Origin of the sequence: Lampropedia puyangensis (assembly GCF_004833285.1) — a bacterium.
In the GTDB taxonomy this organism is placed as follows: Bacteria; Pseudomonadota; Gammaproteobacteria; order Burkholderiales; family Burkholderiaceae_C; genus Lampropedia; species Lampropedia puyangensis.
Genome location: NZ_STFG01000007.1, coordinates 1 through 12,177 on the forward strand (window position 1 = coordinate 1; position 12,177 = coordinate 12,177).

Annotated in this window: 10 protein-coding genes; 3 read left to right on the forward strand and 7 right to left on the reverse strand. The window is 57.7% G+C overall.

Features of this window, described 5'->3' with window-relative positions:
- Positions 1 to 147: 147 nt before the first annotated feature.
- From E9531_RS07990 to E9531_RS08020, 7 genes are all read right to left on the reverse strand, one after another.
- Entirely contained in the window at positions 148 to 1,311 is a 1,164-nt protein-coding gene (locus E9531_RS07990) for a YncE family protein (protein ID WP_136573240.1), read from the reverse strand.
- Between the two features lie 54 nt (positions 1,312 to 1,365).
- The gene (locus tag E9531_RS07995; protein WP_136573241.1) at positions 1,366 to 1,677 is read right to left on the reverse strand and encodes a DUF3325 domain-containing protein; all 312 of its coding nucleotides are present in this window, start codon (positions 1,675 to 1,677) and stop codon (positions 1,366 to 1,368) included.
- On the reverse strand, positions 1,674 to 3,446 hold the full coding sequence (locus E9531_RS08000) for a PepSY-associated TM helix domain-containing protein (RefSeq protein ID WP_136573242.1): 1,773 nt from the start codon (positions 3,444 to 3,446) through the stop codon (positions 1,674 to 1,676). Before E9531_RS08000 ends, E9531_RS07995 begins: the two co-directional genes overlap by 4 nt.
- Before the next feature lie 31 nt (positions 3,447 to 3,477).
- A complete protein-coding gene (locus tag E9531_RS08005; protein ID WP_244610040.1) occupies positions 3,478 to 3,780 on the reverse strand; it encodes a DUF3649 domain-containing protein in 303 nt (100 codons plus the stop codon).
- Positions 3,780 to 6,389 (reverse strand): TonB-dependent siderophore receptor, encoded by a 2,610-nt coding sequence (locus E9531_RS08010; protein ID WP_136573244.1) that lies wholly within the window; start codon positions 6,387 to 6,389, stop codon positions 3,780 to 3,782. The genes E9531_RS08005 and E9531_RS08010 overlap by 1 nt, the downstream gene beginning before the upstream one ends.
- A gap of 157 nt (positions 6,390 to 6,546) precedes the next feature.
- Complete coding sequence (locus E9531_RS08015; protein ID WP_136573245.1) at positions 6,547 to 7,617, reverse strand: FecR family protein; 1,071 nt, start codon at positions 7,615 to 7,617, stop codon at positions 6,547 to 6,549.
- Positions 7,617 to 8,135 (reverse strand): sigma-70 family RNA polymerase sigma factor, encoded by a 519-nt coding sequence (locus E9531_RS08020; RefSeq protein ID WP_136573246.1) that lies wholly within the window; start codon positions 8,133 to 8,135, stop codon positions 7,617 to 7,619. Before E9531_RS08020 ends, E9531_RS08015 begins: the two co-directional genes overlap by 1 nt.
- A 185-nt stretch (positions 8,136 to 8,320) precedes the next feature.
- Here E9531_RS08020 and purH point away from each other — a divergent pair, with 185 nt between their 5' ends.
- The 3 genes from purH (at position 8,321) to E9531_RS08035 (ending at position 12,115) form a co-directional block, all read left to right on the forward strand.
- Positions 8,321 to 9,925 carry a bifunctional phosphoribosylaminoimidazolecarboxamide formyltransferase/IMP cyclohydrolase gene (gene purH, locus E9531_RS08025; RefSeq protein ID WP_136573247.1) on the forward strand — a complete coding sequence of 535 codons (1,605 nt, stop codon included), beginning with the start codon at positions 8,321 to 8,323 and terminating at the stop codon, positions 9,923 to 9,925.
- Positions 9,926 to 10,207: 282 nt separating this feature from the next.
- Entirely contained in the window at positions 10,208 to 11,629 is a 1,422-nt protein-coding gene (locus tag E9531_RS08030) for an MFS transporter (protein ID WP_136573248.1), read from the forward strand.
- Between the two features lie 27 nt (positions 11,630 to 11,656).
- On the forward strand, positions 11,657 to 12,115 hold the full coding sequence (locus tag E9531_RS08035) for an acyl-CoA thioesterase (protein ID WP_136573249.1): 459 nt from the start codon (positions 11,657 to 11,659) through the stop codon (positions 12,113 to 12,115).
- The last annotated feature ends 62 nt before the right edge of the window (positions 12,116 to 12,177 follow it).

The window sequence follows — 12,177 nt, forward strand, 5'->3', positions numbered from 1 at the left end:
TGTCTATCCCTGAAATCAGGTAATTTGCGCTGTTTGGGGGTAAAAACCATGAAAAAAGCCTGCATGGGGTGTGCAGGCTGGGCGTTGTGTGCTGACTTTACCTACAGGCCAGCAAAAAAACTTCAGGTTTTGGGGCAATACCCTTACTTACCAGAGCAACCGTGCCACGCTTTCTGCGTCGGTAGCCGGGGCATCTTCCGCATTTTTGATGGTGACAAACACTGCGCCGCTGCGTGGGTCAAGGGCCAGACTGTTGGGGTGTGCGGGCAATTCAAAGGTCTTGAGCAAGGCATAACTGCGGCTGTCATACACCGTGACCGATGCCGATTCCCGATTGGTCACATACAAGCGGTGACGGGCCTCATCAGCAAGCAATGCAACCGGGCGCAGGCCTGTGGCAATGCTTTGGTCCACCGCGCCGCTGGCCGGGTCGATCACGACCACACGATTGCCATCGCCACGGATCGTGTAATCGAGTTTTGCCATGGTCTCACGCACCATATTGGGCCGGTCAGAGCCATGGTCAGTGGCCAATACTTTGCCGGTGGCAGGCTCAAAACGCAGGTTCAGCAATTGGTCTGCGGCCACTTCGTGCGTGTTTTCGAGGGTCAGGCTGCGTGTGTCCACCGTCATCAGTTGGCCTTGCATATTGCCCACGTAGACTTTGCCTTTTTGCGCATCCAAGGTAATGCCCGCAGCGCCAAAACCAAAACCGGGAATGACTTTTTCCAGCTGCAGGGTTTGCGTATTCATGACATACAGCACCCCACCGCTAAACCACAGGCCAGGCGCGTACAAGCGGTGGTTAGAGGGGTCCAACACCAGTTCACGCAGGTTGTGCGGGTAACGCTCAACGTCTTTTCCACCGGGGCCTTTGGCTTGAATTTTCTCAGCCAGTTGCGCTACCCCCACCACCGCGTTGGTACGGGTGTCCAGCACGGTGACCGAGGTCTGAAAGGCATTGCCCACATACAGGCGGTTGCTGTCATCGTCCAGTGCCAGCCCCAGGCCAGGGCGCTCCAGCACGATTTCTGCCTGCACGGCCAGCGTTAGGGGATCAAGGCGCAGAATGCGCGGCTTGGGTGCATTGGCCTCGCGCCCACCGGCCGAAGCGACAAAGACGGCATCTTGCTTGGCGGAATAAACAATCTCATACAAGGCTGGGGCCAGAGCTTGGCGTACAACCTGTTCAGTCACGGCAGTGGTGTTCATGCTAGAAGGTGTTGAAGAAGAAGGCGGCGCAGACTGGCAAGCGGCCAATGCGGCCACACAAACCAAACTGAGCGAAAAACGCGTCAACGAAAGCGGCATGATAGTTTCCTCCGAATCAATATCAACATTAAAAAAGTGAACCCTTGTGGCCCATCAAGCTTTGGCAGCACTGGTCTGCCAGCGCACCTGCAGGGCCAAAGCCACCAGCACGACGCCCGCAGCCAAGCTGGCGTGCCCGCACCATGCCGCCATGCCAAAACCCCAACCGAGAAAATGAATGGCCCCCCACCCACTGGCCAGCACGCCCAACCAGCCTAATGCGCGCCAAGCCCAGCTACGGCTGCGTGGCCATTCACACCCAAAAAGGTCGGCCTGGTGCCGAGGCATGGCTACGGCCAAACAAGCAAACGCCAGCAGCAGTGCGGCCAACACCCCGGCATGCGCCCATAAAACCTGCCCGCTCATGCCATACCCCTTTCTTTGCTTTGCATGGCAGCAGCGCCGCTGCTAGCGCCATGTTTAGCGCTGCCTTTGACCTTGTGCTTGGCCTTGTACTTGGGCTGGTGGCGCAAAGTGCGGTATGCCAACCAGGCGTGGGCAGCGGCAAACACCCATAGGGTCAACTCATAGCCTGCAAATACCCAATCACCCCGCCATGCACTGCGCAGCATGTCGCGCTCAGTAAATACGGCATTGGCCACAGGCAGTAATACCAGCAAGACCGCTGCCAGCGCCAGCAGCTCAACCCATGCACGCTTGGCTGGGCGAACCAGCGCCCATGCCAGTGTGCCCAGCCACACCAGGAAAAATCCATTGATTTCAGTTGCCGCCCGATCTGCAGTTGCCAATGGCAAGAGTCGGTTTAGCCAGAAATACGCGGCCACAGCAACCGATAAGCCTGCAATGGAGGCGATATTGAGCCGCTCGACCACGCGGAACCCCAAATGAGGCTGCAACGGATCAGGCAAGCGGCTGCGGCGCTTGACCGTCCAAAGCACCAAGCCCGTTCCGACCATCGCGGTGCCAGCCCAGCTCACGACGAAATACAGCCAACGCGTGACGATGTCAGCAAACCGCCCCAAGTGCAATCCGTACAGAACGCCGCGTGTTTCAGCCGCCGCCCCACCGCCGTCAAAGCGGTCAACAACCTGCCCTGTTGTGCCATCAAACACCAAAGCACGCTGGGTGGTGCTGAGCTTGCCTTGCTCCCCCATGGTGATGAGGACCTTGGAATTGGCATCGCCTGGGTGGTACACGGTCACCGCGCCTATATGGGGTACCTGCCATTGCTGCTGCGCCTGCAAAACCATCTCCTGCACAGACGCCAGCGGTGCGGCCTGACCGCTGGGGCGTACCGCCATACTGGCCCCGCCCCGCATTTGCGCGGCAAACTGCTGCCGCTCAACAGGCGTGGGGAAGGCCCAGTCCACCGACCATGGCAAATACAGCAACATCAGCGTGACCAATCCACTCCAGGTAATCATGAAATGAAATGGCAGACCCAAAACGGACAGGGCATTGTGCGCATCGAGCCAGCTGCGCTGGCCCTTGCCCCAACGGAAGGTGAAAAAGTCAGCGAATATTTTTTTGTGTGTAATCACGCCACTGATGATGGCCACCAGCATGAACATGGCGCACAAGCCCACAATCCAACGCGCCCACAAGGCGGGCATGTAGTGCAGGTTGAAGTGAAACAAGTAGAAGAAATCACCCCCCCGGGTCTGCCGTGCCTGCACGGGTTGCCCAGTTGCGGGATCGTATTCGCCACCGACAAAACCGCGCGGAGCCTGATGCCCACGCTGGGGGCCACGCGCAGCTTCCTGCGCAGCCAACTGCGCGCTGTGGTAGCGCACGCCGACCACAGGGTTGCGTGCGTTGGGTGGGGTAATACTCACCTGCTGCGTTGCGGGCTCTTTGGCCAAGGTTTGATCGAGCATGCGCTGCACGATCGCCGCGGCCTGTTGCGGTGCATGGGCCTCTACGGCAGGCCACTCAGGCCGCATGTAGATGCTCATTTCATCTCTGAAAAAAGCCAGCGTGCCAGTCAAAAACACGGCATAGAGAATCCAGCCCGCGAGGAGGCCCGTCCAGATATGCAAGTCAGACATGGTCTGGCGCAAGCCCGGTGCTTTCGCCGGTTTGGCCTTGTTGGCAGGCTTGCCTGCAGCCTTTGTTGATACGGCTGCAGCCGCTATGGCTGACGCGTCAGCGCCCGGTTCTTCAATAGCAGACATGGTAGTCCATCACACACAACACAATTGAGATTCACGCAGCCTGTGGGTGTACCCACCACACCCAAGGCGCCAACAGCACTGCCAGCGCCAGCAGGCCCAACCAGGCTCTGGCTGCGCTGCGTGCGGCAAACACCCAGATGGCCGCCGTGGCATACACCAGAAAACTCGCCAGCAAACCTGCCAGCGCCGCCTCACTGCGTGGCAATGGCAGCGCCAGTGCGGCCAGCGACGTCAAGGCCGCCAGCGCATAACCGCCGAGCAATGCCGCCACGATGCGCGATACCAATGGCGCATACCGCGCCATTGCTGTCAACGCAGGCAAAGCCTTAGCCATCACCATTGATAGCGCACGGCCAACTGGGCATTACGCGGTGCACCGTATTTGGCACGGAATGGCACATAGTTGTCGTAGTACTGCTTGTCAAACAGATTGTTGATGTTGAGCGTGGCTTGCCAGTAGCTGTTGATGCGGTAGCCCAAATGCACACCCACGGTGGTGTAACTGCCATGCGCTGGGGTTTCCAACACCCCCACACCGGGCAAGCTCAGCCCCCCGCTGCCAGCGCCCACGGTCCACATGTCGCGCTTGCCATGCCAGTGCACCGTGCTGGCAGCACTCAGACCGCTGAGCGCACCGCCAAAACGGTAGCTGGTGCCAAGCTTGAACATTTGCCGTGGAATATGGGTGTTGATGGTGTTGCCTTCGCCATCTTCCGTTTTGGTGTTGCTGTAGGCAGCAAAGACTTGCCAGTCACGCGAGAGAAAACCTGTAGCTTCAATTTCCACGCCGCGTGAGCGGTTGCCCTTGCCTTTGGAGAGGTAGGCTTGCCCACCATCTGGCAGCGAATTGAGTGGCACGCTGTCATCAATCACGGCCAAGTTGTCTTGTTTGGCTTCAAAGAGCGCGACATTCAGATTCAGGCGCTTGTCCAGCAACTCAGACTTCAGGCCCACTTCCACGTTCTTGCCGGTGATCGGGTCAAGGAAGTTGTTGTTCTTATCGCGGTAACTTTGCGGTTTGAAAATTTCCGTATAGCTGGCATATGCCGTGAGCTGCGGATTGAAAGCATATGTCAAGCCCACAAAGGGGATCAACTCGTTCTTGTAATCCAAGCGCGCATTGGTTGAAGCCAATGCCCCTGTCGTGGCGTAGTTGTCGCGGTAGGTTTTGTAACTTGACAAGCGCCCCCCAACTACCACGTGCAAGGGGTCAACCACATGAAAACGTGCACTGCCAAAATAGCCATGCTGCTGCGTGACCGTGCGGGTTTTGGCGCCAGTCCAGACCACGGTAGGTTCTGGGGCCGAACCATCCCACTCGTACAAATTAGGCACTGCGTAATCTTGCGGGGAAGCAAAGTCCAAGGTGTTCGCGGTATCTGCACTGCGCGTGCCACTCATCCCCACCGAGAGTTGGTGCGTGCGGCCAAACAGTGTGAATGGGCCATTGGCATTGATCTCCGCGTTGTCCTGGTAGCGGTAGCCGTTGGCCGCCATGTTAGGCCGCACAGTCCAGCCCGAACCATCAGGATTGATCAGCGTGACCAAGCGCGGAACGGTAGAACCATTGCCCGAAACCAACGCGTTGCCAGTATTTTTGTTGTGGCTGTAGGCTATCTTGGCTTTCCAGCCATTGTCAAAGGCATGGTCCAGATAAATAAAACTGTTGTTGTAGCGCTTGTCCCAATACGTCCAGTCTGGCGCCACGGTGGTCGAACGCGGTACGTTCACGCGCGCGCCTGTGCTGTCATAAATAGGAATGCCAGTATTGGATTCGCCGTTTTGGTTGGTGGCCTGGTAGTCATGGCCAAAGGTCAACAGCGTGGTGGGCAACACATCCACTTCAAACGTGCCGGACAGCAGGGTATCGTCTTCGCTGCGATAGTTAACGAAGGAGTCGGTATCACGGCGTGCACCAATGACCCGCGCACGAACCCGGCCATCCGCGGTCAAGGCGCCACTGACATCGCCCGTCACCCGGCGATGTCCCCACGTGCCAATAGCGGCTGAGGCACTGGCCGCAAAGGTTTTTCCGGGGCGCTTACGCACCATATTCACCACCGCCGACGGATCGCCCGCACCAGTGACCAAGCCCGTCGCGCCACGCACAACCTCCACCCGGTCGTAGAGGGACGAGTCCAAGATACTCGCATTGAATGGGCCGCGTCCCGTTGCGCGGTAGCTGCCCTGCAAACCATCCACCTGCATATTGGTGATATCAAACCCGCGAGAGGTAAATTGGTAGCCGCCACCCGGTGCCGCAGTGGCCGCAGTGACTCCGGTGGTGTGCAGCAACACGTCATCCACGGTCTGCAGACCCAGCTCATCAATTTGCTGGTGGGTAATCACGCTGACCGATTGCGGCGTTTCTTGCAACCGCAAATCCATGCGACTGGCCGTATTGCTTTGGCCCACTGGAGCGTACATGCCGGTGTATTCGCTGGATGCATCGCTTTCTGAGATAGCGCTACTAACCACCACTTCTGTCAAAGCCTCAGCTTGACCATGGGCTGCTGATACCTGCTGCGCAGGCTGTGCGCGCAGTGCGTAAGCCCCGCCTCCTTGGCTCACTGCCTCCACCCCGGTACCGCGCAATGCCTGCTGCAAAGCCACCGCAGGCGCAAAAGTGCCCTGTACGCCTTGGCTGCGCAGCCCTTCCAGCAGCGCCGCATCGTACTGGATGATCAAGCCTGAACTGGCCCCCAATTGGGCCAGCACCTCTTGCAGCGCCGCTGCAGGAATGTTGTAGGCCTGGGTTGTTGCCGCAGCCGGCGTTTGCGCCTGTGCCGCATGCATGGCTACACCAGCGCCGATCCCCCCGATAAGCGCTAACTGTGCAACGGCGGCGGCAATAGGACGCAACCGACGGGGCAAAGCGCAGCCCAACTGCAAAGCAGATTCCGGCGCGGCAACAACTGACTTTAAAGAGCGAAACGTTGTCATGTTCAATCAAGCAAATAGGTCAAAACACAGCCAATGCGGCAACGTGCTGGCGCGCCTTTTCATCAACTTCTATAAGCCTTGCCACTTGAAAATTAAAAAAGCCTCAGCAAAGAGGCTTTTTTTTCATTTTTTTGATTGAAATGGGGTTTGAGCTGCCTCACCGCGCAGCCACTGTCACCCAGTAATTTGTGCGCCTGAGCACCTGCACAGGCAGATTACGCTGCAAGGATTGCAGCACTTTGTCGGTATCGGCGACTGCAAAAATGCCTGAAACCCGCAAGTGCGCAGCGCTGGCATCGCACGCCAAACGGCCAACACGGTAGCGAGCCAGTTTGCGCAGGAAAAGTGGCAGCGGCATATCGTGGGCGATGAGGCTGCCACGGGCCCATGCTGCATCTGTTTCACGGTAAAGCTCCTGGGCATAGGCTTGGCGCGCATCCAAACGCAATTGATACCCCGCACGCACGACCTGCATGTCCCCCACAGGGCCGTTGGGCGCTTGCACCGCACCATCAAGGACACCCAAATGGGTGTGATCACCATCGACCCGTACCGTAAAACGCGTGCCCAATGCTTGTAACTGCCCTTGCGGCACCTGAACAAGAAAAGGCCGCGGATCGTGCGCCTGTTCAGAACGCAACTGCTGGGCCGTCGTCACCAGAATCTCTCCTGCCTTGAGCTGCAACACGCGTTGCTGCGCACTGAAGCGAACGTTCAGCACAGTCTGGGTGTTAAGCACCACTTGCGAGCCATCAACCAATACTACCGTTTGCTGCTGCCCTGTGGCAGTGCGGTAATCCGCGCTCCACTGGTCCCACCAGCCGTTGCGACGCAGCATTTGCCAAGAGCTTGCACTGGTAAAAGCCGCCAAGGCCAGCAGCTTGATCGCCTGTCTGCGTTTGGGAGAATGTGCTGATGCGCGCGCAGTGGCGACTCCTACCGCATCCTTTTGCAACTGTGCGTGCAACACTTGGCGCAACAGCACACTTGCTGCTTGTGGCGGAGCATCGCCACGCAAACGCGCACTGAAGCGTTGTAGTTGGGCCCAAGCGGCAGCATGCTCAGGGGCTGCATCGTGCCAGCGCATGAAGGCTTGCCCGTCCTCGCTCTCCGGTGTTTGCCCCTCCAGCGTAACCATCCAGAAGGTGGCTTGCTCGGTCACTTCGCGCGACCAGCCAAGCGCATCCCCCGCAGGGCTCGCGTCAGACGCAGGGCGCATCGGCTTCATCAATCGCCCGTCTCAAAACAACATGCATGCAGCCCTTGCGCAATATAGCGTTGCACGGTAGCGCGCGAGAGTTGGAGCTTGAGCGCAATATCCGCTTGACGCATGCCATCGAGCTGCGCCAGCAAAAATGCCTGCCGCACCAATGGTGGCAAACGCCCCAGGCGCTTGTCGATTTCCACCAACTCTTCCAACAGCAAGGCTTGTTCTTCAGGGCTAAGGGCATATTCTGCAGGCCATTGCGCCAGCATTTCTAGGTACGTGGCCTCCAACGCGCCACGACGCAGGAAATGGTGCACGATGCCTTTGGCAATCGTTGTCAGCAATGCCCGCGGCTCTTGCACATCCTCCACATCACGACGCGTGAATAAGCGCTCAAACGTATCGTGCGCCAAATCCTCAGCGTCGCAGCGGTTGAACAGTCGGCGCGCCAGCCAAGCCTGCAGCCATGCGTGGTGCTCCCTGTACATGGTTTCCACACGCGGGTGCTGAAGGTCAGAGAATGCAGGCAGGGCGGGCATATGCGAAGGCTACAGAGAAAACGGAACGGTAAATTAAGAATAATTATCAGGCGCATTATAGATGTGCAATGCACCATATTCAGTGCCGAACTGGCGGCATTCAAGTCCTCAGCACCTAGCAATCCACGCCTTGCAGTGCAGCGCCGTACAATACGGGGTTTTCTTTCTTGACCACTTCTGACGCCATGTCTCTCACCGCGCTGATCTCTGTTTCCGACAAAACCGGCATTGTCGAGTTTGCCCAAGCCCTTCACCAACAGGGCGTTCGCCTGCTCTCCACAGGTGGCACCGCCAAGCTACTGGCTGAAAAGGGCCTGCCTGTAACAGAAGTGGCCGAAGTAACGCAGTTCCCAGAAATGCTGGATGGCCGTGTGAAAACACTGCACCCAAAAATCCACGGTGGTTTGCTCGCGCGCCGCGATGTGCCTGCACACATGGCAGCACTGAAAGAACATGCCATTGACACCATCGACCTGTTGGTGGTGAACCTGTACCCCTTTGAGGCCACTGTCGCCAAACCCGGTGTGACATTGGCCGACGCCATTGAGAACATCGACATTGGTGGCCCTGCCATGGTGCGCAGCGCTGCCAAAAACTGGAAAGATGTGGCCGTGCTCACCGACGCCAACCAGTACGAAGAAGTGTTGGCACAATTGCGCGCCGGTCAACTGACAGATGCGTTGCGCTTCCAATTGTCGGTCGCAGCGTTCAACCGCATCGCCCAGTACGATGCGGCGATCAGCAATTTCCTCTCGTCTGTGACGCTCGACGAGACACAAGTGGGCAATGAGAGCTATGCGCCTGCACGAGGCGAATTCCCAGGCCAACTCAACAGCAGCTTCATCAAGCTGCAAGACTTGCGCTATGGCGAAAACCCACACCAGAACGCTGCGTTCTACCGCGATCTGTACCCTGCCCCAGGCTCTCTGGTCACAGCCAAGCAGCTGCAAGGCAAAGAGCTGTCTTACAACAACATTGCTGACTCCGATGCCGCTTGGGAATGCGTCAAAAGCTTCTCTGCGCCAGCCTGCGTCATCGTCAAGCACGCCAACCCCTGTGGCGTTGCGGTGGGCGCCCATGCGCTCGAAGCCTATTCCAAAGCTTTCCAGACCGATCCGACCAGCGCGTTTGGCGGCATCATTGCCTTTAACCGCCCTGTTGACGCAGCCGCTGCTGAGGCCGTATCCAAACAGTTTGTCGAAGTGTTGATGGCCCCTGACTTCAGCCCTGAAGCCCTGGCTATTTTCAAAGCCAAAGCCAACGTGCGTGTTTTGAAAATCGCCTTGCCACAAGGCGGCGCAACACCGTGGGACAACGGCCGCAACGCACAAGAGGTCAAGCGCATTGGCTCAGGCATTTTGGTGCAAAGCTCGGACAACCATGTCTTGGCTGCAGCTGATTTGAAAGTGGTCACCACCAAGCAACCAACGGCAGAGCAAATTGAAGACCTGCTGTTCGCGTGGAAAGTAGCCAAGTTCGTGAAAAGCAATGCCATCGTCTTCTGCAAAAACTCCATGACCATGGGTGTGGGCGCAGGCCAGATGAGCCGGCTGGATTCCGCACGCATTGCCAGCATCAAGGCCGAGCACGCAAAACTCAGCCTGCAAGGCACCGCGGTGGCCAGCGATGCCTTCTTCCCCTTCCGCGATGGTCTGGACGTGGTGATTGACCATGGCGCCACAAGCGTCATTCAGCCGGGCGGTTCCATGCGCGACCAAGAAGTCATCGACGCGGCCAACGAACGCGGCGTGGTGATGGTGTTCTCGGGTGTGCGCCACTTCCTGCATTAAGCACACCACGGCTGATCGCACAACGCAACGGGTGAGCAGCGTTTGGTGGTAGTAAAAACAGCTAACAAACTGCTGCTCCCAAGCACTATCTCTCAACCAAGGGCTGCCTCATCGCAGCCCTTGTCATTTGCACCCTTTTATCTTGCGCCCTATTCTGCGGGGCATCGCATCACACGAATGCCCGTACCAGCACCATAATGCACAGCCATAATGCGTGCGAGTGGCTATCGTCCACCCTCTGTTTGAGCCCCCTTGCGCACGACTGCGCCTTTGAAAATCCCTGTGCAAAGTTCCTCTACACCCTCCGCAGCCAACGCAGGTCAAGACGGCCTGCCCACAGCCCAGCGTCGCAAAGCCGTTTTCGTGATCTTGCTGGGACTGGTGCTGGTGGTGCTGGATGGGACCATTGTCACGCTGGCCCTGCCACGAATTGCCCATGCGTTTGATGTCCCCGCGGCCTCAGCGGTATGGGTCGTCACGGGCTACCAATTGGCCGTGCTTGGCTTGCTGCTGCCTATGGCCTCGTTAGGCGAACGTTTGGGATTCCGTCGGGTTTATTTATGGGGCATGGTGCTGTTTGCCATTTCATCGGCGCTGTGCACCTTGTCGCAAAGCTTGTGGCAACTGGTCGCGTGCCGCGTCGCGCAAGGGCTCGCGGGCGCGGCGGTCATGGGTGTCAATGCCGCATTGGTGCGCCAAACCTACCCAAGCCACTTGCTTGGCAGAGGCATTGCTCTCAACGCCATGACAGTGGCCATCTCTTCGGTGGCGGGCCCGTCATTTGCTGCGCTAGTTTTGTCCGCATTGAGCTGGCCTTGGCTATTCGCCATCAATGTGCCATTGGCGATTCTGACCGTTTGGCTTGGTCGCAAACACCTTCCGGCCAATGTACGTTCGCCCAACCAGCCGTTTTCTGCACTGGATTGGTGCCTCAACATGGCCGCATTCGCTCTGGTTTTTTGGGGCTTTGATGGCTTGGTCACACATGGTTTTTCCGATGGCCAACTCACACCATCGGGTTACAGCAGCGCCCAAGGTCTAGCCATTGGCATTGCCGCTTGGCTCTGGTATCTCTATCGGCAACGCCGCTTGGCCACACCACTATTCCCATTGGATTTGCTGCGTATCCCAGCATTTAGCCTGTCCATGTGCGCCTCAATTTGCGCATTCAGCGCGCAGATGCTGACCTTCATTGCCTTGCCATTTTTAAGCATGAGTATCTTGCAGCAAAGCCCTTTGCAAACAGGAATCCTCGTGAGCGTATGGCCGGTAGCCATTGCCTTGACTGCGCCATTTGCGGGGCGCCTGATTGGGCATATTCAAGGCGCGACGCTGGGTTTGCTCGGAATGGCTTTGCTGAGTCTAGGCCTCGCACTCACGGCAGCGCTGCCGCTACATACAGAAATGGGGTGGCACGTCCTGACACTCGCGCTATGCGGCATTGGCTTTGGCCTGTTCCAAGCTCCTAATAACCACATCATCATGACCGTAGGACCCAAAAATCGCAGCGGGGCTGCCGGTGGCATGCTGGGCACTGCGCGGCTGACCGGTCAGTCTTTAGGTGCCGCATTGGCAGCGGGCATCTTTGCGCTGTTCCCGCCCCCCCAAGCGGTGAATGGCCCGCAATGGGCATTTGCGCTGGGCGCCGTATGCGCAGCATTGGCAGGGATTTCCAGTATTTTGCGCAGATCTCCATCGCCATGAATAAACGCTACTGGCAAAATCCTCGCCATGAATGCCAGCACCAACACACCCTCCTCGCGCCCTGAACCTGAACAACGAAGCCAATACGTGGCGTTTGAACGCATCACCACCCGATGGGGTGACAACGATGTGTACGGGCATGTCAACAATGTGGTGTATTACAGCTGGTTTGATACCGGCGTAAATCAGCATTTGATTCGTAACCAAGTACTCGATATCCACCACGGCAGCGTGATCGGGCTGGTGATAGAGACCCATTGCAATTACTTTGCGCCGCTAGCCTTTCCGCAGGCCATTGATGTGGGCATCCGCGTAGCGCACTTGGGCAGCTCTAGCGTGCGTTACGAAGTGGGTATTTTTGCTGCAGAGGGTGATTTGTGTGCGGCACGCGGGCATTTCATACACGTTTATGTTGATAAAGAGAGCAGAAAACCTGTCCCTTTGCCTGAAAATTTGCGTACTTTTTTACAGTCCTTGCGCGCATAAGTTACAGTCCAAAGTTGCCCGTCGCAGCTACTAGCCTGCCTGTATTGTGTCGATCTGATTCC